The following is a 24941-nucleotide window of genomic DNA, read 5'->3' as shown; positions in this document are numbered from 1 at the left end:
CCTGCCCCGACCGGCTGCCCCGACCACCGTCTCGCGGCGGGCGAATCGGCCGGGGCGGTGGTCAGGCCCGCGCGTAGTGCTCGGCGAGGGCCTCGTAGGCGTCCCAGACGTCGTCAGCGGGCCGGTCGGCCGCGTAACGGTCGAGGCTGTCGAGGATCACGTGCCAGCCGACGGCGAAGTCCGTGGCGGGTTCGCGACCCACCTCGCGGTGCGTGAGGACGAGGCGGGTCCCGCCGTCGGTCGGCTCGAGGCGCCAGGTGACGGTCGAGACCGGGAGTCCTTCCCAGCGCCAGGTGTGCTCCAGCTCGGCGGTGGGGTCGGCGTCGTCGGCCGCGCGCAGCGCGACCACCTCGCCGGTCGCCGCGCCCTCGTCCCCGAAGTCGTAGCGGACGTCGCCGCCGACCCGGGGCTCGATCTGGCATCCGGGCATCCAGACCGAGAACTTCGCCGGGTCGGTGAGAGCCGCCCAGACGGCGGGCAGGGGATGGCGGAGGGTGCGGTCGAACCGGATGCGGAAGGTTCCGTCGTCGCCGACGCCGAGAGCTCCGGCGCCTACGGGTGGTGTCGTGGTCATATCTCTCCTCGGTCGAGGGCGGACTCCAGGGCGTCGAGCGTGCTGTTCCAGCGGGTGGCCTGGGCGGAGAGCCAGTCACCGGCCTCGGTGAGTGCTGCCGCATCGAGGTGATAGATGCGTCGCGTCCCGTCCCGGTGCACGGTGAGCACACCGCCGCTGACGAGGACTCCGAGGTGCTGGGAGATGGCGGGCCTGCTGGCATCGAAGTGCTCGGCGATCGCCCCGGCGCCCAGCTCACCGCCCGCCAGGATCTCCACGATGCGTCGCCGGGTGGGGTCGGCGAGGACATCGAGAGCGGTCATGACGCAAGCGTAAGGAAATGCTTACAAAGACGCAAGGGCGGCGTCCGACGCCGGGCTCTCGACGACCGTCAGCCGGCGCACTGCCCGGTCGACACGGCGGTGCTCAGGTCGGCGGCCTGGGTGGCCACCGGCATCAGCTCCGCGGTCGTCATCGCGTAGCCGATGTCGCGGTCGGAGTCGTCGCGCGCGAAGATCACGCCGGCCACCTCGCCTCCGGTCGTCAGGAGCGGCCCGCCGGAGTTGCCCGGTCGCACCACGGCCGCCAGCGAGTACACCTCACGGTCGGCGCCGCCGGCGCCGTACGAGTCCGGGACCCGTGTCGTGCCGACACTGAGCACCCCTGCGCTCCCCGAGGTGAACGGGCCGCCGAAGGGATACCCCTGGACGACGGCGCGGTCGCCGACCGAGAGGGTCGGCGCGATGCCCAGCGGGTCCGCGGCGAGGTCCTCGACGGCGATCACGGCGAGGTCGTCGACGGGGTCGTAGTAGACCACTCGCCCCTCCCGGACCTCGCCGCCGGGGAGTTCGATGACCGGCCGGTCCACACCGGCCACGACGTGCGCGTTGGTCACCAGCCGGTCGGCGGCGACGACGAATCCCGACCCGGTCGAGCTCTTGCCGCACGCGTACGCGATGCCCGAGATCCGGGCTACCGACTGCGCCGACGCCTCCAGCTGTGCGTTGTCGAGGTCGACGGCCGGCACCACCGGCGTCTCCCGCGGCACCATCAGGATGTTCAGGCGCGGCAGGCCGTCGTCGAGCACGATGGCGCGCATCTCGGCGAGCGGGCGGCCCACTGCGGGAGGCGTCAGGTTGTCGATGGTGCGCAGGACGGCGGACGACGAGACCACCGAGGCGACACCGGGTGCGCCCGTCGCACTGACCGCGTTGCCGACGAACGAGAGCGCCAGGGCCACGACGCCCACGTTCGCGACCCCGCCCAGCAGGCGTTCGAGCGGGCGGAGCGAGGTACGGTCCACGCCCTGCCGCAGGCCGCGGCCCATCCCCGCCCCGATGGAGGCGCCGAACAGCGGCAGCAGGATCGCCACGACGATGGACACCGGCCCGCGCCACTCGGAGGTGGGCAGCAGGTCGTTGACGGCAGGGACCGCCCAGAACGCCGCGACCCCGCCGACGACGAGGCCGATCAGGCCGCCGAGCGTCGCCAGCAGGCCTCGGCTGAGACCGGCCATGAGGGCGAGGAACAGCACCACGAGAAGCACCAGGTCGAACAGTTGCACGGGGCTCCTTCGGGGACGGTCGGCTGCGGGCGGTCCGGCAGGACGAGATGACCGTATGCGCTGAACCTGGGTGCGGCGGCCCGCGACCCGCCTCCATCACGCGATCCCCCGATTTGCGGCGAGAAGTTCACCGTCGCTTTCACCTTTCTTTCGACGGCCCGGCCGTCACCGTGCTCAGCGTGCGCGGCTCTCCAGCTCGCCCAGCGCTGCGGGCAGGTCGGCCAGTGCGGCGATGGCCTGCTCCTGGCACCGGCCGACGACGGCGTCGTACGCGGGGGAGCCGTTCGCGTGCGTGTGGACGTGCTCGGCGAGCAGCAGGGCGTCGCGGTGGTCGCCGAGCAGCGACTGGATCCGGTGCCCGGCGGAACCGACGTCCTTGGTCCTGCGGCCGAGCAGCCCGACGGGCTTGCGGGCGATGGCCTCGCAGGTGTGCCGCAGCCGACGCGCTGCTTTTCGTAGCTCGTGCGCGCTCTCGAGGTCGGTGAGCTCGCCGGCTGCACCGCGGGTGCGCTCGACCTGCCGGCGCACGGCGCGGCGGGCGGCCTTCTTGGCAGGCCGTGAGGCCCGTTCGCCGAGCCGGGGCTCGGCGGCCCACTCGGTCAGCAGCCGGTCCAGGTCCTGGCCCCGTTCCGACCGGGTCCAGCGGACGGCGTCGGCGTGTGCCTGCTCGTGGGCCGTCAGCAGCGGGTCCAGCAGGGCGGAGCGCGCCTGCTCGTCGAGGTCGGCCGCATCAGCAGCCGCGGCGGCCTGCTGCGCGCGCACCTCCAGGTCACGGGCCCGCCCCAGCGTGTCGCCCCATTCCTTCAGGCGGGTCCGGAGGTCGGCGGTCGCGTCCTTGTCGAGGTGCCTGCGGAACGCGGCGAGCACGTTGCGCAGGCGACGGACCGCGGTGCGCAGCCGGTGCACGGCGTCGGGCTCGTCGGCGAGCGCCGCCGGCACGCGGTCGTGGATCCGACGCACGAGGTCCTGGACCGCGAGGGTCAGCAGCTCGCCCGCGGTCTCGGGACGCGTGGTGGCATCGGCGGCGATATGGCCAGGCTATCTCGCGGCTCAGGGGAGCGGCGCGCGTACGACCTCGACGCCAAGGCCCTCTATGCGCTCCGCGTCGGACTCGTCGAGCGCGGGATCGCAGATCACCGTGTCGAGCTCGTCCAGCGACAGCACGCGGTACTTGGCGAAGCGGCCGAACTTGCCGCTGTCCGCGAGCAGCACCGTCGTCGTCGCCGACCCCATTGCGGCGCGCTTCGCCTCGATCTTCGCCTCGACCGGGGTGGTGACGCCGTGGCGCGCGTCCCAGGAGCTGGACGACAGGAACGCGAGGTCGAGCGACAGCTCCGCGAGGGTCAGCCCTGCGAGCCGGCCGATGGTCGACTGGTTGTCCGGGTCGACCCGTCCGCCCACGCTGATCAGGTCCACGCTCGGGTGGTCGAGGAACGCGAGCACCGTGCTCAGGTCGTTCGACACGACCGTGAGCCCGGTGTGCTCCTCCAGGTACGGGCGCATCGCCTGCACGGTGGTCCCCGCGTCGAGGTAGATGGTCATCGAGTCGGTCACCAGCTCGGCCGCCGCCCGGGCGATGGCCTTCTTCTCCGGGAGCCCGGTCACCGCCTTCTCGGCGCGCCGGGGCTCGTTGAGCAGCCGGGTCACCAGCGTGGCTCCGCCCTGCGTCGCCCGGACGCGCCCCTGCTCCGCGAGCAGCGCGACGTCGCGCCGGGCGGTCATCTGGCTGATGCCGAGCAGCTCGGTGATCTGCCGGTAGCTGAGCACCTGCTCCGCGCGCAGGTGCCGCAGGATCTGCTGCCTGCGCTGCTCCGGGATCAGGGCCGTCGTCTTTGCCATCGTCGCCTCCTGCGCGTCAGTTTAGGGGCGCCGGAGTCCAGGGACTTCCCCAGCGTCCGGCCAGGTCCTGGATCTGTTCGGGCGTCAGCTCACGCCGCGTGGAGCCCGCCGTGAGCAGCGCGATCCTGCACGCCTCCTCCAGCTCGGTGGCGCGGTCGACGGCCTCGTCGAGGGACGAGCCTGCGACGACGGCGCCGTGGTTGGCGAGCAGCGCGGCACGCAGGGGCCAGGGCGCCGCGAACAGGTCGTCGCCCAGCGCGGGATCGCCCGGATGGCGGTAGGGGAGCAGCGGCGTCTGGCCCACCCGCATCACGAAGTAGGGCGTCAGCGGCGGGATCGCGTTGTGCGCGGCCCACGGGGCGAGGCACGCCAGCGCGACGGCGTGCGGCGAGTGCACGTGCACGACGGCGCGGTGGCCGGCGTCGCGCCGGTAGAAGGCCACGTGCAGCGGCGTCTCCTTCGAGGCGCGGGCGCCGCCCAGGTACGTGCCGTCGGGCCCGACGTGCGCGAGGTCGGCCGCCGAGAGGTGCCCGAGGGACGAGCCGGTGCCGCTGATCAGGATCCGGTCACCGGTCAGCACACTGACGTTCCCGCTGCTGCCCGGGCTGAGGCCAGCGGCGACGAGCTGCCGTCCGGACTCGACGAGGGCCGTGGTGGCTTCTTCCAGGGCTGCGTCGTTGGTGGCCGGGTCGTTCGTGGCTGAGTGGTTCACCGCAGCACCTCCCAGGCCTGCGTGAACAGATCCATACCGCCGAAGTTCCCGCTCTTCAGGGCCAGGGCGACCGTGCGTCCGTCGACGCTGCCCGTCGCCCAGCAGACGCCGGGTGCGAGCTCGGGCCCGATACGCAGCGCGTCGACGCCCAGCGCCCGCACCACCGCTCCGCTGCTCTCGCCGCCCGCGACGATCAGCGCCGTCACGGTTCCGTCGGCCACCAGCCGGCGGGCGACACCTGCGAGCACCCGTTCGACGACCGGCGCCGCCTCGACGCCGTCCACGTGGGACCGCACGTCGGCGCGTTCACGGGCCGCGCACACCACCGGACGGGAGGTGGCGGGCTGCTGCTCGACCCACGCGGTCAGCTCCGCGACGGTGCCCTGCTCGTCCGCGACGGCTGCCGCGAGGTCGATCAGCCGGACGGGCTGGGTCCGCGCGGCGTCGGCGACCTGCCCGAGCGTCGTCGTCGAGACGCTGCCGCACAGCACCGCGCCGCGCCCGGTGACGGGCGGTGACCACAGGGCGTCGGGCAGGCGGGGGCCTGCGATGCCGAGCGCGAGGCCGGAACCCCCGGACACGAGGACGTCGCCGGCGGTGGCCGCGCCGATCGTCGCCAGGTCGTCGTCGGTGGTCGTGTCGAGCACCGTGTAGCGGGCGTCCGACGCGTCGAGCGCGACCCGGACGGCGTCGGCGCCCTCGCGCACGGTCGGCAGGGCGACCTCTCCGACGTCGTGCACGGTCTGCGGGCGGAGCAGGTCCGCGACCCGCGAGCGCGTCATCGGGGTCAGCGGGTGGTGCCGCATCGAGGAGTTCTCGAGCAGGTCGGCGCCCACGAACAGGTGGCCGTCGTGCACCGTGCGCCCGTTGGCGGGCAGCGCGGGCACGACGACGGCGCGCGCCGCGCCCACGGCGTCGGCCACCGCGTCGAGGACCGGGCCGATGTTGCCGTCGTCGGTCGAGTCGAAGGTCGAGCAGTACTTCACGTAGAAGCGCGTGGCGCCCCAGGCGCGCAGGCGGTCCACCGCGTCGAGCGAGGCGCGGACCGCGTCGGCGCGCGGCGCCGTCCGGGTCTTGAGCGCGACGACCACTGCGTCGACCTCGCTGAGCTGGTCTGGGGTGAGCGTGCCGTTCTCGATGACCACACAGACGCGATGACCGGACCTGCGCAGCATCGTGGCGAGGTCGGTGGCGCCGGTGAAGTCGTCGGCGATGGATCCGAGCATGTTCGGATCCTCTCACATTCTGTGACGATTTGATGCGAAGTTGGACGATAGTAGAAACTGTGGCACAGTGGCCGCCAGCCCGCTCGATCGCCGAGCTGGTGCACGACGATCGGAACAACGGTGATCCTTCATCACGTCACACGGACGCGCGCCCCGCTCCGCGTCGCCCTGACGGGCGCCAACGGTGGCTACGGGCGTACCTTCCTCGCGCAGCTCGGTCTGACCCCCGAGATCCGCCCGGTGGTCCTGGTAGACCCCGACGTCGCGGGCGTGCGCCGCATGCTCGACGAGCTGGGTGTCCCGGCGGAGCGGGTCGCAGAGGCCGCGGAGCCCGCGGACACTGCCCGCCTCGTCGAAGAGGGCCGCATCGCCCTCCTCGCCTCCGCGGACGCCCTCGACTGGGCGAGCGTCGACGTGCTCGTCGAGGCCTGTGGCCGGGTGTCGGCAGGCTTCGCGTACGCCTCGGCCGCCCTCGACAACCACACGCACGTCGTGATGGTGAGCAAGGAGGTCGACACCGTCGTGGGCGTCGAGCTCGGCGCGCGCGCCGCCGCGAACGGCCTCAGCTACCTCCCGGGCGACGGCGACCAGCCGGCCAACCTGCTGCGCCTGGTCGACTGGGTCAGCGCCGTCGGGCTCGACATCGTCGCCATCGGCAAGTCCGGCGAGTACGACCTCGAGCTCGACCCCGCCACCGGCCGCGTGACCCAGGCCGGCGTGACCGTCGACGCACCGGAGCTCGCCGACCTGCTGGAGCTCGGCGACGACGTCGCGGGCACCCTCGCCCGCCGCGCCGAGGCCGTGCGCGGCCTCAAGCGCGCTGCGGCGGCCGACTCCTGCGAGATGGCGGTCGTCGCGACGCGCACGGGAGCGACCGCCGACGTCGAGGCGATGCACTACCCGGTGGCCCGCATCGCCGAGCTCGCCGACATCTACGCCGCACGCGAGCACGGCGGGATCCTGGGGCGAGACGGCGTCGTCGACGTCTTCTCGGCACTGCGCCTGCCGGGCGAGGCGAGCTTCGCCGGCGGCGTCTTCGCCGTCGTGCGCACCGGGGACCCCGCCACCTGGGAGCTGCTGCGCGGCAAGGGCCATGTGATCAGCCGCGACGGACGCTACGCCTGCCTCTACTGGCCGTACCACTACATGGGCGTCGAGACGCCGCTCACCGTGCACGCCGCCGCCGACCGCGCGCCGGCGCTGCGGCCCCGCTGGACCACCCTGCTCGCCGCCCGCGCCGCCGACGACCTCGGCGTCGGGGCGGAGCTCCACGTCCAGGGCCACCACCACGAGATCGACGGCGTGGCGCCCGTGCTGCTCGACCCCACGGTCCTCGGCGGGGCGGAGACGGTCGCCCCGTACTACCTGCTCGACGGCGCACGCCTCGTACGCCCCGTCGCACAGGGCGACCTGATCGGCCTGGACGACGTCGAAGGCGTCGACGCGCCGGCGCTCGCCGCCTACCTGACGGGTATCGCCCGCACCGCCACCACGACCGCCACCACGCCGGACACGACCACCACCACGACGACCATCACGAACGACGGAGACGATCGATGACGATTCTCGCCCCGACCACGCACGCAGTGCCGATCCCAGCAGTGCCGAACCTCGCAGTGCCGACCCCAGAGGAGCTGGCAGCATGACCGCCGAGATCATCGCCCTGATCGGGCTCGCAGCGGTCTTCGGGGTCTCCGCGCTGCGCCACATCCACATGGGCGCGCTCGCCCTGGTCGCCGCGTTCATCGTCGGCATCGGCGTCGTGGGCGAGAGCCTCGACGACGTCCTCGGCGGCTTCCCCGTCGACGCGCTGATCATCCTGCTCGGCATCACCTATCTGTTCGGCATCGCCCGCGAGACCGGCACCATCACCTGGCTGGTGGACCGCTCGATCGGCCTGATCGGCGACCGCGTCGCGCTGCTGCCGTGGGGCCTCTGGCTCGTCGCGACCGGCGTCGCCTGCCTCGGTACCTCGCACGCGGCCTTCGCCGTCGTGCCGATCGCCATGAGCCTCGCGGCCACCCACCGGATCAGCTCCACGATGATGGCCATCGCCATGAGCTCCGCGATCGTCGGTGGTGCGCTGGCGCCCACGAGCATCGTCGGCATCACCGTGCAGACCGTCGCCTCCTCCGCGGACATCCGCTACGACGCGGGTCTGATGTTCGGCCTCTCGGTGGGCGTCAACGCGCTCGTCGTGCTCGTCGCGTTCTTCATGTTCGGCGGTCGCGAGCTCATCCAGCGCTCGCGGCAGGCGTCCGGCTCCTCGTCCGACGGCGGACCGGGTGCCCCGTCCGACGGCGGCTCCGGCAGCTCGGGTGGTGGCGCCGGCCGTGGCGCCAGCCGGGGATCCGGCACCGCGACGGCGACGCTGACGCGCACCGAGGCGCCCGTCGAGACCGCGAGGCTCACGGCGATGCAGGTGCTCGTGCTGGCCTCGATCGTGGTGCTGATCGGCGGGTTCTTCCTGCTGACGCAGCTCGAGGTGGACGTCAACCTCGGTGTGGTCGCACTGACCATCGCGGTGATCCTCGCGCTGGTGGACCCGGGCGTCGGACGCCGCGCGATCACCAAGGTCGACTGGAGCACGATTCTGCTGCTCGGCGGCATCATCACCTACGTAGAGGTGCTGACCCGGCTCGGCGCCATCGACCAGCTCGGTGAGGCCGCCCGGTCGGTGAGCGACCCGCTCGTCGCCGCGTTCGTGATCTGCGTCGTGGCCGGCCTGGTCTCGGCGTTCGCCTCGACGATCGGCATCATCGGGGCGCTCATCCCGCTGGCCGTCCCGCTGCTCGTCCCGGGTGGCGGCCTGGAGATGACCGGCTTCATCTACGCACTGGCGATCTCGGCGTCGCTCGTCGACTGCGCGCCGTTCGGGACCACCGGCGCGACCATCGTCGCCTCGACCGTTGAGGTGGATCGCGCACGCGTGAACCGGAACCTCACGGTCTGGGGACTGTCGATGGTGATCATCACGCCGGTCGTGACGTTGCTGACCATGGTGGTGCCGTTCGTCTGGTTCTGACCCGCCGGGGGAGCCTCAGGGGAGGATCGAGTCCACGTAGCCGCCGTCGACCCGGACCGCCGCGCCCGTCGTCGCCGAGGCGAGCGGCGAGCTGAGGTAGGCGACCAGGTTCGCGATCTCCTCCGGCTCGATGAGCCGCTGGAGCAGCGACTGCGGGCGGTGCAGCCGCATGAACTCGCGCTGGGCCTCGTCCCAGGGGAGGTCGGGGTCGACCAGCTCGTAGACGAACTTCTCGACCCCGCCGGTGTGGGTGGGGCCGGCGACGACGGAATTGACCGTCACGCCGGTTCCCGCCGCCTCCTTCGCGAAGCCGCGGGAGACACCGAGCAGCGCCGTCTTCGAGACGCCGTAGTGGATCATCTCGGCGGGGATGACTATCGCGGAGTCGCTGGCGATGTTGAGCACCCGGCCCCAGCCACGTGCCGTCATGCCCGGCAGGCTGGACCTGATCAGCCGGACGGCGGCGAGCACGTTGACCTCGAAGTACCGGCGCCACTCGTCGTCGTCGATCTCGAGCGCGGGCATGCTGCCGAAGATGCCCAGGTTGTTGATCAGGATGTCGACGTCGCCCGTCGCGGTGAGCACCTCGTCGGCGCCCGTGGCATCGGAGACATCGCCCGTTGCCGCGACCAGCTCGCGACTCCCTGACTCCTCTCGTAGCTCATCGATCGTGGCCGTGACGCCTTCTGCGCGCCGGCCGTTGATCGCGACCCGGGCGCCCGCGTCGGCGAGCGTCGCGGCGATCGCCCGTCCGATGCCCTGTGTCGAGCCGGTCACCAGAGCCGTCTTGCCGGTCAGGTCGATGCGCATGTCGTCCCCTTCGTCGCGTGTCTCGTGCGATCGGTGCTCGAAGTCGTCGGTCAGCCCACCCGGCACCCGCCACCGGACCACAGTGCACCGGCGCCCGCCCGCCGGCCATCTAGTCTTCTTCCGCCCTGGACCAGCGCTCCCAGAGCCACAGCAGGAAGATGATCAGCAGGAAGCCGGGTATCCCGATGGCCCCGAGCCTGGCGAGCCAGTCCGTGAGCTCGGAGCCGACGCCGGGGGTGGCGCCGTCGGCCGTCACGGGCCCGTCACCGTCGGTGCTGCCGTCGACGGCGTTCGGGTCGTCCTTCCCTGCGCCGGTGCCGTCACCGCCGTTGCCCGGCTCGCCTCCCTCGGCCCTGCCCGCGCTGTCGGCTCTGTCGGCTCTGTCGTGGGTGCCGCCGCTGTCGTGGGTGCCGCTCGCCCCGGTCCCTGACGCCTCGCCCGATCCGCTGTCGTCCTCGGACGGACCGTCGCCGATACCGAGCTGGGCGAGCCAGCCCGCCACGTCCGCGCCGATGCCGGGGCTCGCGTCGTCGGCGGTGCTGGTTCCGCTACTACCACCGCCACCGCCACCGCCCCCTCCAGCGCCTCCGCCGGCGCCCTCCCCGGGGTTCGGGACGGACTCGGCGGCCGGGGGCTCGTCGGCCTGGTTGGCGACCAGGGCGGCCGCACCGCCACCGAGGGCCAGAGCGGCGAGGACGCCTGCGACGATGGCCGCCTCCTTCTTGCCGAACGAGCGCGGTGCCCCGGCGCCGGCAGCTCCTCCAACAGCCCCACCGGCCGCTGCCCCGGCACCGACCGCGGCGCCGAGCGCGCCGGTGGCCACGGCACCCGCGATGACGTGCTGGCCCAGGTCACGCAGCATCCAGGAGACCTCGCGCACGTCGATGAACGCACGTGTGCACTCGGCGCAGCCGTCCATGTGGACCTCGAACCGGGCGCGGCGTCGGGGGAGGAGCCGGTCCTTGAGGTAGTCGTGCATCGCGGCGCGGGTGGTGCGGCACTCGGGCTCGTTGACGCCCTGGGCGTGGGCGGCGGCGAACGCGCCGGCGAGACGTTCCTCGGCGCGGCGCAGCCGCATGGTCACGGCGTGGGGGCGCACGCCGAGGCCGCTCGCGATATCGGTCACGGCCTTGTCGTGGACGTGGCGTTCCAGGAGGATCTGCCGGTCGTCGTCGCCCAGGTCGGACAGGGCGGAGCGGAGCATGCTGACGTCAGCCTGACGTTCCGCGTCGAGCTCTGCGCCGGCGACCGTGGGTGCCAGGCCGTCGAGAGTGTCGTCCTCGACGGGGCGGGTGCGTCCTGCTTCGCGGGTCATGGAGATGGCTTCGTTGACCGCTGCGCGCCGCCAGTAGGGGGCGGGGTCGTCGATGGTGGTGCCGGTGGACACGAGCCGGACCATCTTCTCCAGGGCGCGGCTGGCCGCTTCCTCTGCGTCGATGCCGGGCACGCGGGCAGCGACCGAACGCACGACGTTGGGACGATGCACGACCCAGTCGTCGATCCGTAGCGCGCGTGCCGCCGTCATACCGGGTGCCACCTCCCGATCCGCGATAATTCCACCGCGATCGGGAGGACGCACGACGAATCGCACGATGTGCGTCAACGCACCGATTGGCCGGTAAGCGCGGTTTCCTGCGTTCTCGGGAGGGCCTCGACGCGGGACGTCAGGACGCGGGAGCCGGCGAGCACGCCTCGCCGGATCACCGCGCCCGCCGGATCACCGCGCCCGCCGGATCACCGCGCCCGTCGGATCACCGCGCCCGTCGTCGCAGCACGATCCCGCGGACGAACGCTGCCTGGCCGGCGTGCTGCTGGTCGTCGTTGACGACGCTGACCAGCCGTACGCCGAGGGTGACCGGCGGGTCCCACGACTCGTCGATCACCCGGTCGAGGTCGTCGTCGGACAGTGTGGCCAGGTACCGCACCGTCCGCGCGTGCACCGCGTCGTGGTAGCCCGTCAGCAGGTCGGCCGACGGCACCCGGACGGCGGCGACCTCGTCGGCGTCGTGCCCGTAGCCGGTCTCCTCCGCAGGGAAGGGCAGCCCGAACCGGCGGTCCCACCCGTCGTCGGACCAGACCTGGCTGGTGCCCGCCGCGTCGGCGACGTGGTCGTCCTGCACCCTGGTCAGGTGCCAGACGAGCCACGCCACCGAGTTGGCGTCCTCGTCGACGCGGAACGCGAGCTCGTCGGCCGACAAGCCAAGGACCGAGCCGTGCACCGCCTCCTTGATCCGGCCGAACGCGTCTGTGAGCAGATCCGTACCACGCATCGATAGTCCCCTCTCGTGCCTCGGCATCCCCGGCCACGATGCCATGGCACCCACGGGCTCGCTCGGCGCGTCGGGTCGGAGCTACGCGCCGACCACTCCGCCGTCCTCCCTGGTGATGACGATGGTGGCGGACCGGGGGCGGCCCGTCGGGCTGTAGTCCGGCCAGCTCGAGCTGGCCCGCGGGTTGTCGGGAGTGCCGGAGTCACCGGGGTGCTGGATGTTGACGAACAGCGACCGGCCGTCCGGGGTGGCGGTGATGCCGGTGATCTCGCAGCGCGGGGGACCGACGAGGAACCGGCGGATGTCGCCGCGCTCCGTGTCCGCCACGAGCATCTGGTTGTTCTGGTCGCCGCCGTCGACCTGCGGCTGGGCACCGTCGGTCAGGATCCAGAGCCGCCCGACGGCGTCGAACCACAGGCCGTCCGGGGAGCCGAACGCCTGGTCCGGCGGGACCGTGGCGCCGCTGGTCTCGTCCCCGGCGAGCAGGAAGATGTCCCAGTCGAACCGGACGGCGCTCGGGTTGCCGTTCTCGTCGATCTTCATGATGTGGCCGTAGCGGTTGTTCAGCCGTGGGTTCGCGGCGTTCACGGTCTCGGTCCGGGCCGTGTTGTTCGTGCAGGTGAAGTACACCGCGCCGGTGTGCGGCTGCACGGTGCACCACTCGGGCCGGTCCATCGGCGTCGCGCCCACCGCGTCGGCCGCGAGGCGCGTGTGGATCAGCACCTCGGCCTGGTCCGCGAAGCCGTCCGCTGCGGTCAGGCCCGGCTCGCCGTGGACGAGCGGCAACCACCGGCCCGAACCGTCCTCGTCGAACCTGGCGACGTACAGCGTGCCCTCGTCGAGCGGGCTCCGCCCCTGCTTGCGCGCCTTGGCGATCGGCTCGGCGCCCACGAACTTGTAGAAGTAGTCGAACTGGGTGTCGTCGCCCATGTACACGACGGCCTCGCCGCGGCGGCCGCGCACGACGACGGCGTTCTCGTGCTCCATGCGGCCCAGTGCTGTCCGCTTCTTGGGCGTCGACGTCGGGTCGAAGGGGTCGACCTCGACCACCCAGCCGAACCGGTTGTACTCGTTCGGCTCGTTCCGCATGTCGAAGCGGCTGTCGGTGGTGTACCAGGGGTACGGGCTCTCGGATCCGATGCCGTAGCGCTCCTCGACCGACCCGGCCGGCGGCGGCTCCTCGCCGTAGTAGAAGTACTTGTTGATGGTCTCTTCGCACGTCAAGTACGTGTCCCACGGGGTGGGGCCGCTCGCGCAGTTGTTCAGGGTGCCGAGCACGAGCACGCCGTCCGGGTCGGCGTCCGTGCGCATCAGGGCGTGACCGGCCGCGGGGCCGGTGAGCTCGATCGGCGTCGTCATGGTCACGCGCCGGGCGAACCGCGACTCGGCGAGCTGCCACTCGCCCCGCCGGTCCTGCTCGAGCTGGATGACCGAGACGCCGTGCGCGGCCTGCGACTTGGCGGTCTTCTCGGCCGACCAGGCGGCCCGGCCGTCGGTGTGCAGCAGGTTCTCGGTGGTGGCCTCGTGGTTGACGCAGAGCAGGCCGGAGCGCCGGTCCCGGAGCGGGAAGAACCACATGCCGTCGTGGTGGTCACCGGCCTGCCGCGCCTGGTCGGCGGCGCTGTTGCTCGCGTCCTCGGCGAACGCAGGGCCGGACGGGACGATCGGGTGGCCCCAGGGGAAGAGCACGTCGTACCGGTACCCCGGCGGCAGCATCACCTCATCGGCGATGCTGGGCGGGATGGCGGGGAAGCCGAGCAGCGGGCGTCCGCCGCCGCGGCCCAGGCTCTCCGCCGCCGTGGCGGCCCCGGCCCCGCCCCCGGCCCCTGCCGCGGTCGCCGGTGTCGTGACGCCGAAGAAGGCCGCTGCCGCGGTGGCCAAGCCGCCTGCCATGGCGGTCCGGCGGGACAGCCGAAGCTCGGCGAGCTCGGAGATCGACGGTGTGTCGGGGGTGTCGGCGTTCACTGAGGCTCCAACCGTTGGCGCGGGCCGCGATGCGGCCGGGACGCGCGCCACGCTAGGCAGCCGATATGGCCAGGTCCTCACACGAGGGTGAACGACGGCGGAAGGCGCCGGCGCCGGCTCCGGCCCGGCCTGGCTGCCCCGGGGCCCGGTTGCCGCCGGGCTCGGTTGCTGCCGGGCTCGGTTGCTGCCGGGCCCCGCTGGTGGCGGGAGCGGCTGGCGCCTGGCTCAGTCGCCGGAGAGGCGGATCAGGACCTTGCTGCTGCCAGGCCCCGCCGCCGTGGCCAGCGCTTCGCCGGCCTGCTCGATGCCGAAGCGGTGCGTGACCACGCTCGACACGTCCAGCCCGTCGCCGAGGGCGTCGAGGGCGTCGCTGATCTCCTCGACGAACCGGTAGGCGCCCACCCACGTGATCTCGCGGGTGACGAGGTCGCCGAGGGCAGCAGGGGCAGCCGTGCCGGGGAGGTTGCCGACCTGGACGAGGGTCCCGCCGCGGGCGGTGGCCCGCAGCACGCCGCCGAGGGCGGCCGGAGCCCCGGAGGCCTCGAACACGAGCTCGCAGTCGTCGGGCAGGCGGTCGCCTGCGCCGAGGTCGAGGACGCGGTCGGCGCCCAGCTCCTTGGCCACGGCCAGCGAGGAGGCGGAGAGGTCTGCGGCGGTGACCGTCGCGGCACCCGCATGCTTGGCGGCCGCCACGACGAGGCAGCCGATCGGGCCCGCGCCGTTGACCAGCACGTCGCGTCCGCGGACACCCGCGCTGATCTGGCCGGCGCGGTTGACCGCGTGCATGGCCACGGCCAGCGGCTCGGCGAGAGCGCCTTGCTCGGTGCTCACGCCGTCGGGCAGCCGGCGCAGCTGGTGGGCAGGGACGGCCCGCAGCTCGCTGAACCCGCCGTCGGTGTGCGGGTGGAAGGCCGCCGACCCGAAGTAGCGCACCCGCGAGTGGAGGTTGGTCCGGCCGGCCAGCCGCGGCGGCAGGGCCGATCCGTCGGCGGCCTGTGCCGGGTGCACGGTGACCGGCGTGCCCGGCTCCCAGCCGGTGACGCCCGGGCCGCTCGCGACCACCCGGCCGGCCACCTCGTGGCCGAGGACGAGCGGGTCGCGCAGCACCGCTGTGCCGGAGGCACCGTTCTTCCAGTAGGCCAGGTCCGACCCGCAGACGCCGCCCCACTCCATGGCCACGACCACCTCGCCGGCCCCTGCGACGGGGTCGGGACGCTCCTCGACCCGCAGGTCGCCGGCCCCGTGGACGACTACCGCCCTCATGCTGCGTCCTCGAGCCGGACGAGGTCGCGGCCCACGGTCTCCGGGGAGAGCCGTGCGGCCACCAGCGTGATGGTCGAGTAGACGACGAGCATCGCGGCGATCGGCCACCAGCTGCCGGTGAGCGCGGTGAGCGACGCGGCGACGACCGGCCCGATCGCGGTCGCGAGGATGCCGCCGATCTCCTTGGTCAGGGCGAGCTGGGTGAACCGGGTCCGGGCGCCGAACAGCTCGGCCATCGTCACGCTCTCCAGGGCGAACAGGCCAAGGACACCGAGGTTCAGCCCGGCGATCATGCCGAACAGGAGGCCGGCGGTGCTGCCGCTCGTGATCATCAGCATCATCGGGAACGCGAACGCGATGGTGAGCAGGGACAGCACGGTGTACATCGTGCGTCGGCCGAAGCGGTCGCCCAGCATGCCGATCACCGGCACGGTCACGAAGCCCGCGATGGAGCCCCACATGATCGCCTCGGTGGCCAGTGCGCGGTCCATCGCCAGGGTGGTGGCGATGTAGCCGACCAGGAAGGTCTGGATGAGTCCGGAGTTGCCGGCCTGGCCGAACCGCAGGGTCAGCGCGAGGAAGAACGCCTTGCCCTTGCGCTGCTTGATGGCCGTCTGGAGCACGGGTGCGGCGGTGGCGGACTCGACCTCGGCGCGGCTGAGGGCCACCCCGTCCACGACGTCGGCCCGCGCCTCGAAGACCGGGCTCTCCTTGACGTTCCGGCGGATCCAGACCGCGAAGATCATCAGGACGAAGCTGAGCAGGAACGGCAGCCGCCAGCCCCAGCTCAGGAGCTGCTCCTCGCTGAGCACGGCCAGCAGCAGCGCCCACAGGGCCGACGCCGCCAGGGTGCCGGAGTTGGTGCCGAGCGAGACCAGCGAGGCGACGAGACCACGACGCTTCACCGGCGCGTACTCCGCCAGCATCACGGTGGCTCCCGCGATCTCTGCGCCGGCGCCGAAGCCCTGGACCAGGCGGAGCACGACGAGCAGGATCGGCGCGGTGATGCCGATCATCTGGTACGTCGGCAGCACGCCGATCAGGGTCGTCGACCCGCCCATGAGCGCGATCGTGATGAACAGGACCTTGCGGCGGCCGAGCCGGTCGCCCATGCGGCCGAAGTAGATGGCACCGGCGAGCCGGGCCACGTACCCGACGCCGTAGGTGGCCATCGCGGCGATCAGGGCGATCGCGGGGCTGGCCTCGGGGAAGAAGATCTGGTTGAAGACGATGGCTGCTGCCAGCGAGTAGAGCTGGAAGTCCATGAACTCCATGGCGGTGCCGAGCCAGCCCGACACGGCGGCCCTGGTGAGGTCCTTGGTAGATCGGGTGACCGCGTTACCCGGCGGGGTCATTGCTGTTTCCGCCATTGGAAGTGTGCTCCTTGCCTTCTTGACTGACGTCGTTGTCGGGGATGCCCGCCCGCCAATGTGTGGCAGTGCTTGTATGTAAGCAGCGTCGACAAGAGGGTGTCAACTGGCCGTGGTGTGGAAGATCGGGCCGTCCCGCCTAGACTGCGTGCATGAGGGATGCCTCGAACCGATCCAACAGGCGAGTCGTCTACGAGACGCTGCGCCGCAAGGTGCTCACCCTTGAGCTGCCACCCGGCGCCTCCCTGTCGGAGAACGAGCTCGCCGCGTCCCTCGGCGTCAGCCGCACGCCCGTGCGTGAGAGCCTGATCCTCCTCGGCGAGGAAGGCCTGGTCCGGGTGTTCCCCAAGGTCGGGTCCTTCGTGTCCCGGGTCGACGCCGAACGAGTCGCTGACGCGCAGTTCCTCCGCGAGGCGGTCGAGCTGGCCGCGTTCGACGACATCCCGGAGACGCTCGACCCCGACCTGCTCGCCGAGCTGCGCGCCAACCTGGAGCAGCAGCGAGAGGCGCGGCTCGACCTCGAGAAGTTCTTCGAGCTCGACGAGGCGTTCCACCACGGGCTCCTGCGCCTCAGCGGACACGGCAGGGCCTGGTCCACGGTCGTCGCCGCCAAGGGGCACCTGGACCGCGCACGCCGCCTCGGCCTGCACGAGACGAACGGCATGGGCCGCTTCGTCGACGAGCACCACTCCATTCTCGACGCGGTGGTGGCCGGGGACATCCCGAGCGCGCGCGACAGTCTGCGGGCCCACCTCCGCGCGGTGTTCGACGACATCGAGAAGACCCGACGGCGCTCGCCGGAGCTCTTCGCCACGGACGACGGTTCCGTGCCGGTGCGGCGCAGCATCGCGGTCTGGGAGTAGCTGGCTCCCCCCGGCGCGGGCTGTTGGCGTGGTCTGGGCGGGGTCAGGCGGCTTCGGCCTCGGGTGGGGGTAGGGCTTCGACGGGTTCGGGTACCTGGATGCGGTGCCCGGAGGCGTCGGTGAAGGCCCACCCGGTCTCCAGCAGGGCGCTGGGGACGGCGTCGGTGCTGCCGGTTGCGCTGGGGTCGGCGGTGGGCTTGCCGGTCCAGTGCATGGTGATGCCCCGGGTGTCGACGAGCTGATGGTGGTACCAGCACAGCAGGGCGCTGTTGGTGACGGAGGTGTTCCCTCCGTGCGCCCAGTGGGTCACGGCGTGGTGGACCTCGCATCTCGATGGCGGCTGATCACATCCCGGGAACACGCAATGCTGGTCCCGCGCGATCACCGCGCGGCGCATCTGGCCGGTCACGGTGCGCTGTGCCCGGCCGACGTCGAGCACGGCGCCGTCGGGCCCGAACACGATCCTGGTGACGGCACTGTCGCACGCGAGCCGCCGGATCAGCGCCCGTGGGGCGCGTCCACCGGTCTCGGTGAACACCGGGCCACCGGCTGACAGCAGCCCCGACACCGTCATGGTGCCCACTGCGCCCGCGCCCGTAGCTGTGACCGGCCCAGCGCCGGTGCCGGTACCTGGTGTGCTCGGGCCGGTGTCCGGTGCGGCCGCGCCCGTCGCGCGGCCCGGTGCTGTGCGGCCGGGACTGGTCTGTCCGCAGGTGACGCACAGGCCGTCGCGGGTGCGGGTGGCCTGGGTGACGAACTCGGTCCAGGACACGGTCACGTTCAGGTGTGGCGGTATTGCCGCGCCGGGTGAGGCTTGGTTGGTGTCCAGCACCACGCGGGCCGCGTCCGCCAGGCCCTGTGCCCGCCGTTGTGTCGACGAACGCGCGTCCTCGGCCGAGGGTGCGCCCATGACCGCGTTGATCGCCGCGGTGACGAGTAGTCCGTGCACGTCGGTCAGGAATCCGGCGACGTGGTAGCCGCCGAACGTCTTGGCCAGGTCGAGGAACTCGCCCTGGGCGGCCTTGTCGTCGTCAACGTCGTCGGTGTCCGGGTCGGTCACGGTCGCGAACCGGCGCGCCACCACCCGGAACTGGTCCGCGTTCAAGGAGCCGGCCTCGCGCAGGACCAGGCCCTCCCCGGTCACCAGCGTCCCGTCCGTGACCGCGCCCTCCAGCACCGCGGTGACCTGTTCACGGGTACGACTGCCGTCCGGGTCGTCGACCGGGTCAGGCAAGTCGACCGCGACGGTCTGGACGAACAACTCGGGTGTCGTCGTCTCACCCGTGCGGGTGTCGATGAGCCAGGCCAACGCATCCTGACGGGTCTCGCTCGTCGGCGCGACCTCCGTCATCACCCGCGCATGATCCACACCCAAGGTCCCCGCCACCAGACGCTCCCTGGTGGCCGGTAGTGCGGTGGCCAGGCGGCGCGCCATCGTCATGTCCTTGCCCGCCGTGCACGCTGAGATGCCCTCACGTACCCGCAGCCAGGTCGTGAACGCCCGCGCCATCCCACCCGAACGCCATGATCCCTCCGCCTCGATCCTGGGCAACAACGTGTACCGCGCCCCGTCCAGGCGGCCGGTCAACCGACGAATCCGGGTGTGCGCCTGCATCAACCGCGTGACGCTCGGCGCGTCCCACCCATCCAGCACCTCCGGGTCGGTCAGGACTGCCAGATCGTCCATCACGTCCTCGAACCGGGCCAGCACGTCCTCCAACACCCCAGCAGCGGGCGGCCGACCGCCGGCCGCACTGCCGTTCGTCGACTGCTCCACCGGTCACCACCCGCTCTCCTAGGCTCCTCATCTTCACCACGACCATCATCTCGAACAGTCGTACGCATCGCACGTCCAGGTCGAAATCTGTGGATAGCCCTTCACGGCCTCGCGGGCGTCGCCGCCGTCGCCGCGAGTCCTCGGTCGCACACCGGGCGGTGTGCGGCCGAGGACCCTGGTCGAGCGTTGTGTGCCGGTGGTGTCAGGCGATCCGGCGCCGGTAGGAGGCCATGGCGAAGCCGTAGGCGACGGCCAGGATGCCGACGCACCAGGCGAGGGCCACCCAGATGTCGGTGCCGACCGGCTCCTGCGCGAGCAGGTCGCGGATCGTGTCGACGATGGAGGTGACCGGCTGGTTCTCGGCGAACCACCGCACCGGGCCGGGCATGGTCTCGGTGGGTACGAACGCCGAGCTGATGAAGGGCAGGAAGATCAGCGGGTAGGAGAACGCGCTCGCGCCGTCGACGGTCTTGGCCGACAGGCCCGCGATGACCGCGAGCCAGGTGAGGGCCACGGTGAACATGATCAGGATGCCCGCGACGGCGAGCCAGGCCAGCACCCCTGCTCCTGAGCGGAAGCCCATGAGCAGGGCCACCAGCACGACGACGGCCACCGAGATCAGGTTGGCGACCAGCGAGGTCAGCACGTGTCCCCACAGGACCGCCGAGCGGGCGATCGGCATGGACTGGAACCGCTCGAAGATGCCGCCCTGCATGTCGAGGAACAACCGGTAGGCGGTGTAGGCGATGCCCGAGGCGATGGTGATGAGCAGGATCCCTGGCAGCAGGTAGTTCACGTAGCTGCCGGTTCCGGTGTCGATCGCGCCGCCGAGCACGTAGACGAACATCAGCATGAGGGCGATCGGTGTGACCGCCGTCGTGATGATCGTGTCCGGGCTGCGCATGATGTGGCTCAGGGACCGTCCCGTCAGGACGGCGGTGTCACCGAAGAAGTGCTTGCTCATGGTCGTGTTCCTCACTTGTCCGAGCCGGCGGGGCTGCTGGTCGTGGTGCCGGTCTTGCCGGCGGTGCCGTTGTCGCCGACGACGGCGAAGAAGACGTCCTCGAGGGTCGGCTGCTTCTCGACGTACTCGACCTTCGCCGGGGGCAGCAGGGCCTTGAGCTCGGACAGGGTGCCGTTGACGATGATGCGGCCCTGGTGCAGGATCGCGATCCGGTCGGCGAGGTGCTCGGCCTCGTCGAGGTACTGCGTGGTGAGCAGCACCGTCGTGCCGTTCCGGGCGAGCTCCTTGACGGCCTCCCACACCTCGATCCGGGCCTGGGGGTCCAGACCGGTGGTGGGCTCGTCGAGGAAGATGACCGGCGGGTTGCCGATCAGGCTCATGGAGATGTCCAGGCGGCGGCGCATGCCGCCGGAGTACGTGGCGGCCTTGCGCCCGCCGGCGTCGGTCAGGGAGAAGCGGGCGAGGAGGTCGTCGGCGATCTTGCCGGGGTTCTTGAGGTGGCGGAGCTTGGCGACGAGGATCAGGTTCTCGCGGCCGGTCAGGACCTCGTCGACGGCGGCGAACTGCCCCGTGAGGCTGATCGACTCGCGGACGTCGGCGGCCTGGGTGGCGACGTCGAAGCCGTTGACGCTCGCGGTGCCCCCGTCGGCCTTGAGCAGCGTGGCCAGGATCTTGACGACGGTGGTCTTGCCGGCTCCGTTGGAGCCGAGCAGCGCGAAGATGCTGCCGCGTGCGACCTCGAGGTCCACGCCCTTCAGGACGTGCAGGTCCTTGTACGACTTCTCGATGTGCTGTACCCGGATCGCGGGCTCGCGACCCCGTTCGGTGGCCATGCTCATGGGCTTTTCCTTCTCTGGAGAGACGGGTGGGACGGTTTTTGGGTAGGGGGTAGCCATGGAGGTGGTTCGGGCGGTCCCAGGACCGGCGACGGCGGTCCGGTGGTTCAGGTCGGCTCAGGCCCAGGCGGGCCGGGCCGGGCTCAGGGGCGGCGGACGATGATGTCGCCCCAGCCGGTGCTGGCGTGGATCTCGGCGGTGGCCTCGTTCTCGACAGGCCCCTCGGTGGGTGTGAGCTGGTTGCGGACGGTGCCGTGCTCCGAGGAGACGTCGAGCCAGGCCGCGGTGCCCTCTGGAACGTCGACCTCGATCGAGCCGTAGGACGTGGTGAGCGTGACGCTGCCGGACTCGACGCGGTCGACGCGGATGCCTGCGTGCGCCGACTTGACGCTGAGCGTGCCGTGCACACGGCCCACCGCGATCTCCCCGTGCGCCCCGACGACGTCCAGCGTGCCCGTCACCGACCCGACGGTCGTTGTCCCGTTGCTGGCACGGACGGTGCCCTCGCCGGAGAACTCGGTGATCCGTACGGATCCCGCGCTCACCTTCACGGTGGTCGGGCCGGTGGCGCGGCCGACGACGACGTTCCCGGCCGAGGCCTTGAGGTCGAGGCGGGCGGCCTCGTCGAGCCGGGCGTCGCCGCCGTTGAGGGTGAGGTCGACGGCGCCGAGCCGACCCTCTGCGAACAGCGAGCCGGCCTTGCCCCTGAGGTCCGAGCCGGCGGGCAGCTCGATGTTGACGATCGCGCCGCCGGCGGCGAAGGGCAGGACGTACTGCTTCCAGGCGGCCGGGTAGATGATCGTGACGGCGTCGCCGTCCCGCTCGACGCGTGTCTCCTCGGCGGCGCGCACCGAGCCGGACTTGGCCGGGTCGGCCGGCAGGACGGTGACCACCACGTCGTCCCGCTCGGAGGCGACGACGCGCAGGTTTCCGAAGGGCACGTCCACGACGACCGGGACGGGGGTGGGGGCGGGGAATGTGGGCATGACGGCTCCTGATGAGGGCGAGGTGCGGTGGCGGGGGCGGCGGGGCAGTGGCGGTGGTCGAGGGAGTGGTGTCGGTGTGGTGTCGCGGCGGCTGTCAGCGCACCCAGCCGGTGACGCGGTTCGTGGCGGGCTGACCCGGGCCGGGCTGCGGCTCGGGCCGGCCTGCGGGCTGGTCGAGCGCAGCGGCGACCGCCCGAACGAGCCAGGTGTTGACCGAGACGCCCTCGCGGGCGGCGGCGACCTCGGCCTGGGTCTTGAGGTGGTCGGGCAGGCGCAGGGTGGTGCGCGTGGTGGCGCCCGCGTCGGAGTCGGCGGTCGCTGGTGCGGCGGGCGGCGCCACGGGTGCGGAGGCCGCGGCGGGTGCGGCGACAGGTGCGGGGGTGGCGGCGGGTGCTGCGACGACGAACTCGGGCTCGCCGCCGCGCAGCCGCACGTCGACGGAGCCCGGGGCGAGCTCGGCGGAGATCTCGCCGGCCGCAGCGGACAGTGCCTCGAGCAGGACGAGGCGAGCTGCCGCATCGAGGGGCGCGGTCAGTCGGCCGGCGAGCTCGCGGGCCTCGTCCCCGCCCGCGGCGGCTGCGGTGGAGAGCTGACGCTGCAGCTCGTCGACATATCTCGTCAGGTCCATGACGCAACTATGACACCACTGTGGTGTCACCGCAACCCCTGTGGCGTCACTAATGACACCAGTATGGCGTCGAGTGGTGTCGAGTGGTGTCGCGGTGGCGGCTCGCAGGCCGCCGATCGGCCCGGTGACCGGCGAGTACTACCAGAGCGGTACACGAGAGTCACCGTCAGGGTGATTCGCGCTGGCTCGGCATCGGCGAGGTTTGACCACGTCAACATCTCCGGCAACACGAGAGAGGCGGCCGACGTGGCATCCCCACTGCTCTCCGTCAGCAACCTGCACAAGACCTACGGTTCAGGCCCGAGCGCCTTCGAGGCGCTCAAGGGCCTGGACCTGGACATCGCCGAGGGTGAGTCCATGGCCATCATCGGCAAGAGCGGCTCGGGCAAGTCGACCCTGATGCACCTGCTCGCCCTGCTCGACCGGCCCACCTCCGGGACCATCTCCCTGGACGGGACCGACACCTCGCGGCTGTCGGCCAAGCAGCTCAACCAGACCCGCAACAGCGCCTTCGGGTTCGTCTTCCAGCAGTTCTTCCTCAACGCCCAGGCCAGCGTGCTCGACAACGTGACGCTCCCGCTGAAGATCGCAGGGGTCCCGCGCCGCGAGCGCACCGCACGCGGGATGGCGGCGCTCGCCCAGCTCGAGCTCGACGACAAGGCGGGCAACCGGGCCAACGACCTGTCCGGCGGGCAGAAGCAGCGCGTGGTCATCGCCCGGGCGCTGATCAACCAGCCGCGCGTGATCTTCGCGGACGAGCCGACCGGCAACCTGGACACGGCCACCGGCGCAGTGGTGGAGGACATCCTCTTCGACCTCAACCGGCGCCAGGGCATCAACCTGGTGGTCGTCACGCACGACGAGGACCTCGCCGCCCGGTGCGACCGCAGCGTGTTCATCCGCGACGGTCTCGTCGCGGTGCCAGAGGGGGTGGCGGCATGAAGGCCGTCGACGTCGTCGCCACCGCCTTCCGCAACTCGTTCCGGTCCAGGCTGCGCACCAGCCTGACCGTGCTGGCCATCTTCATCGGTGCCTTCACGCTGTCGTTGACGAACGGCCTGGGCACCGGCGTCAACAGCTACCTCGACGACACGGTCGCCTCCGTGGGGGTCGAGGACGTCATGACGGTGACCAAGGCGGCAGAGGAAGCGCCGACGGAGGGTCCGGCGGAGTACGACCCCGACCAGGTGGAGGCCGACGGCCCGCCGGGGGCGAGCACCGTCGCGCTGACCGACGACGACATCGACACCATCGCGGACATCGACGGCGTGCAGAGCGTCCAGCCGGTCAAGCAGGTCGCGACCGACTACGTCCAGCACGACGGCGGCGACAAGTACCAGCTGTCCGTCTCGCAGTTCGTGCCGGGGATGAAGGCCGAGCTGGCGTCCGGCCGGCAGGTCGACCTCGACGCCGACGAGCGCCAGCTCGTGCTCCCGGAGAGCTATCTCGAGCCGCTGGAGCTCGGCAGCGCGCAGGACGCCGTCGGGCAGACCGTGCGGCTCGGCGTCACCGACGGCACCGGGAACCAGGTGACCACGCGGGCGACGATCGTCGGTGTCGCCGAGCCGGGAGTGATCAGCAGCGCCGGCGCGATCCCGAACGACGCACTCACCGAGGTGCTCTTCGACCTGCAGACCACTGGCGGTCCCGAGGCGGCGGCCACCCGGTACGGGCAGGCGTCCGTATGGTTCGACGCCGCCGCCGGGACGGCGGAGGCGCAGGCGCTGCAGGACCGGCTGGAGGACGCCGGCTACCTCGGCAGCACCCTCGAGGACCAGCTCGGCACCTTCACGGCGGTCATCGACGGCATCGTGCTCGTCCTGAACGGGTTCGCCGTGATCGCGCTGGTCGCTGCGGGCATCGGCATCGTCAACACGCTCTTCATGGCGGTCCAGGAACGGACCCGCGAGGTGGGCCTCATGAAGGCGATGGGGCTGTCCAGCGGCCGGGTCTTCTCGCTGTTCAGCATCGAGGCGGTCGTGATCGGCCTCGTCGGCAGCGCTCTGGGCGTGCTCGGTGCGATCGGTGCGGGGCAGCTGGTGAACAGCTTCTCCGGGACGCTGCTGGCCGACCTCCCTGGCCTGACGCTGGTCGCCTTCGACCCGGTGTCCGTCGCGACCGTCGTGCTCGCCGTCATGGGCATCGCGTTCCTTGCCGGCACCCTTCCTGCGCTGCGAGCGGCCCGGCAGGACCCGATCTCGTCGCTGCGCTACGAGTGAGACGGCCGCTCTCACCCGATTCCTACGAGGTCGCCGACACCGGTGCACGCTTACGTTCGAGCTCTCGGTCC

General features: G+C 71.9%; 23 protein-coding genes. 5 read left to right on the top strand and 18 right to left on the bottom strand.

Going from position 1 to position 24941, the window contains the following annotated elements:
• Positions 1-61: 61 nt before the first annotated feature.
• The 7 genes from ACFS27_RS19575 to otnK form a co-directional block, all read right to left on the bottom strand.
• The gene (locus tag ACFS27_RS19575; RefSeq protein ID WP_377186181.1) at positions 62-574 is read right to left on the bottom strand and encodes an SRPBCC family protein; all 513 of its coding nucleotides are present in this window, start codon (positions 572-574) and stop codon (positions 62-64) included.
• Positions 571-876: an ArsR/SmtB family transcription factor gene (locus ACFS27_RS19570; RefSeq protein ID WP_377186178.1), complete on the bottom strand. Its 306-nt coding sequence runs from the start codon at positions 874-876 to the stop codon at positions 571-573. Before ACFS27_RS19570 ends, ACFS27_RS19575 begins: the two co-directional genes overlap by 4 nt.
• Positions 877-944: 68 nt before the next feature.
• On the bottom strand, positions 945-2117 hold the full coding sequence (locus ACFS27_RS19565; protein WP_377186175.1) for a MarP family serine protease: 1173 nt from the start codon (positions 2115-2117) through the stop codon (positions 945-947).
• Positions 2118-2291: 174 nt separating this feature from the next.
• Positions 2292-3101 (bottom strand): CHAD domain-containing protein, encoded by an 810-nt coding sequence (locus ACFS27_RS19560; RefSeq protein ID WP_377191096.1) that lies wholly within the window; start codon positions 3099-3101, stop codon positions 2292-2294.
• Positions 3102-3167: 66 nt separating this feature from the next.
• Positions 3168-3956: a DeoR/GlpR family DNA-binding transcription regulator gene (locus tag ACFS27_RS19555; RefSeq protein ID WP_377186173.1), complete on the bottom strand. Its 789-nt coding sequence runs from the start codon at positions 3954-3956 to the stop codon at positions 3168-3170.
• 16 nt (positions 3957-3972) lie between these two features.
• Complete coding sequence (locus ACFS27_RS19550) at positions 3973-4668, bottom strand: class II aldolase/adducin family protein (RefSeq protein WP_377186170.1); 696 nt, start codon at positions 4666-4668, stop codon at positions 3973-3975.
• On the bottom strand, positions 4665-5894 hold the full coding sequence (otnK, locus tag ACFS27_RS19545; protein ID WP_377186167.1) for a 3-oxo-tetronate kinase: 1230 nt from the start codon (positions 5892-5894) through the stop codon (positions 4665-4667). Before otnK ends, ACFS27_RS19550 begins: the two co-directional genes overlap by 4 nt.
• Before the next feature lie 120 nt (positions 5895-6014).
• Here otnK and ACFS27_RS19540 point away from each other — a divergent pair, with 120 nt between their 5' ends.
• Together ACFS27_RS19540 and ACFS27_RS19535 are read left to right on the top strand one after the other, a co-directional pair.
• The gene (locus ACFS27_RS19540) at positions 6015-7454 is read left to right on the top strand and encodes a homoserine dehydrogenase (protein WP_377186164.1); all 1440 of its coding nucleotides are present in this window, start codon (positions 6015-6017) and stop codon (positions 7452-7454) included.
• A gap of 82 nt (positions 7455-7536) precedes the next feature.
• Positions 7537-8919 (top strand): SLC13 family permease, encoded by a 1383-nt coding sequence (locus tag ACFS27_RS19535; protein WP_377186161.1) that lies wholly within the window; start codon positions 7537-7539, stop codon positions 8917-8919.
• Positions 8920-8934: 15 nt separating this feature from the next.
• Here ACFS27_RS19535 and ACFS27_RS19530 read toward each other — a convergent pair whose 3' ends face one another.
• The 6 genes from ACFS27_RS19530 to ACFS27_RS19505 form a co-directional block, all read right to left on the bottom strand.
• Entirely contained in the window at positions 8935-9729 is a 795-nt protein-coding gene (locus ACFS27_RS19530) for an SDR family NAD(P)-dependent oxidoreductase (RefSeq protein ID WP_377186158.1), read from the bottom strand.
• A gap of 109 nt (positions 9730-9838) precedes the next feature.
• A complete protein-coding gene (locus tag ACFS27_RS19525; protein ID WP_377186155.1) occupies positions 9839-11254 on the bottom strand; it encodes a zf-HC2 domain-containing protein in 1416 nt (471 codons plus the stop codon).
• A gap of 226 nt (positions 11255-11480) precedes the next feature.
• Positions 11481-11999 carry a mycothiol transferase gene (locus tag ACFS27_RS19520; protein WP_377186152.1) on the bottom strand — a complete coding sequence of 173 codons (519 nt, stop codon included), beginning with the start codon at positions 11997-11999 and terminating at the stop codon, positions 11481-11483.
• A gap of 81 nt (positions 12000-12080) precedes the next feature.
• Complete coding sequence (locus ACFS27_RS19515) at positions 12081-13964, bottom strand: PhoX family protein (protein WP_377186149.1); 1884 nt, start codon at positions 13962-13964, stop codon at positions 12081-12083.
• Positions 13965-14189: 225 nt separating this feature from the next.
• Complete coding sequence (locus ACFS27_RS19510) at positions 14190-15227, bottom strand: L-idonate 5-dehydrogenase (RefSeq protein WP_377186147.1); 1038 nt, start codon at positions 15225-15227, stop codon at positions 14190-14192.
• Complete coding sequence (locus ACFS27_RS19505; RefSeq protein WP_377186145.1) at positions 15224-16597, bottom strand: MFS transporter; 1374 nt, start codon at positions 16595-16597, stop codon at positions 15224-15226. The genes ACFS27_RS19510 and ACFS27_RS19505 overlap by 4 nt, the downstream gene beginning before the upstream one ends.
• 152 nt (positions 16598-16749) lie before the next feature.
• On the opposite strand from ACFS27_RS19505, the gene ACFS27_RS19500 reads away from it, so the two are divergent.
• Positions 16750-17460 carry a GntR family transcriptional regulator gene (locus ACFS27_RS19500; protein ID WP_377186142.1) on the top strand — a complete coding sequence of 237 codons (711 nt, stop codon included), beginning with the start codon at positions 16750-16752 and terminating at the stop codon, positions 17458-17460.
• Between the two features lie 43 nt (positions 17461-17503).
• Here ACFS27_RS19500 and ACFS27_RS19495 read toward each other — a convergent pair whose 3' ends face one another.
• The 5 genes from ACFS27_RS19495 to ACFS27_RS19475 all read right to left on the bottom strand — a co-directional run bounded on the left by ACFS27_RS19495 (position 17504) and on the right by ACFS27_RS19475 (position 22651).
• On the bottom strand, positions 17504-19237 hold the full coding sequence (locus ACFS27_RS19495) for an HNH endonuclease signature motif containing protein (RefSeq protein ID WP_377186139.1): 1734 nt from the start codon (positions 19235-19237) through the stop codon (positions 17504-17506).
• Between the two features lie 202 nt (positions 19238-19439).
• Entirely contained in the window at positions 19440-20201 is a 762-nt protein-coding gene (locus ACFS27_RS19490; RefSeq protein ID WP_377186136.1) for an ABC transporter permease, read from the bottom strand.
• 11 nt (positions 20202-20212) lie between these two features.
• Complete coding sequence (locus ACFS27_RS19485) at positions 20213-21034, bottom strand: ABC transporter ATP-binding protein (protein WP_377191094.1); 822 nt, start codon at positions 21032-21034, stop codon at positions 20213-20215.
• A 146-nt stretch (positions 21035-21180) separates the two neighbouring features.
• Positions 21181-22023 carry a DUF4097 family beta strand repeat-containing protein gene (locus ACFS27_RS19480; protein WP_377186133.1) on the bottom strand — a complete coding sequence of 281 codons (843 nt, stop codon included), beginning with the start codon at positions 22021-22023 and terminating at the stop codon, positions 21181-21183.
• Between the two features lie 94 nt (positions 22024-22117).
• Positions 22118-22651, bottom strand: coding sequence for a toxin-antitoxin system HicB family antitoxin (locus tag ACFS27_RS19475; protein ID WP_377186130.1), 534 nt, complete (start codon positions 22649-22651; stop codon positions 22118-22120).
• Positions 22652-22897: 246 nt separating this feature from the next.
• Between ACFS27_RS19475 and ACFS27_RS19470 the strand changes: the two genes are divergently transcribed.
• Complete coding sequence (locus ACFS27_RS19470; RefSeq protein WP_377186127.1) at positions 22898-23593, top strand: ABC transporter ATP-binding protein; 696 nt, start codon at positions 22898-22900, stop codon at positions 23591-23593.
• Complete coding sequence (locus tag ACFS27_RS19465; RefSeq protein WP_377186124.1) at positions 23590-24870, top strand: ABC transporter permease; 1281 nt, start codon at positions 23590-23592, stop codon at positions 24868-24870. The genes ACFS27_RS19470 and ACFS27_RS19465 overlap by 4 nt, the downstream gene beginning before the upstream one ends.
• The last annotated feature ends 71 nt before the right edge of the window (positions 24871-24941 follow it).

The organism is Promicromonospora vindobonensis (genome assembly GCF_042685865.1).
Lineage (GTDB): Bacteria > Actinomycetota > Actinomycetes > Actinomycetales > Cellulomonadaceae > Promicromonospora > Promicromonospora vindobonensis.
This window is presented reverse-complemented; position numbering and strand designations above follow the sequence as displayed.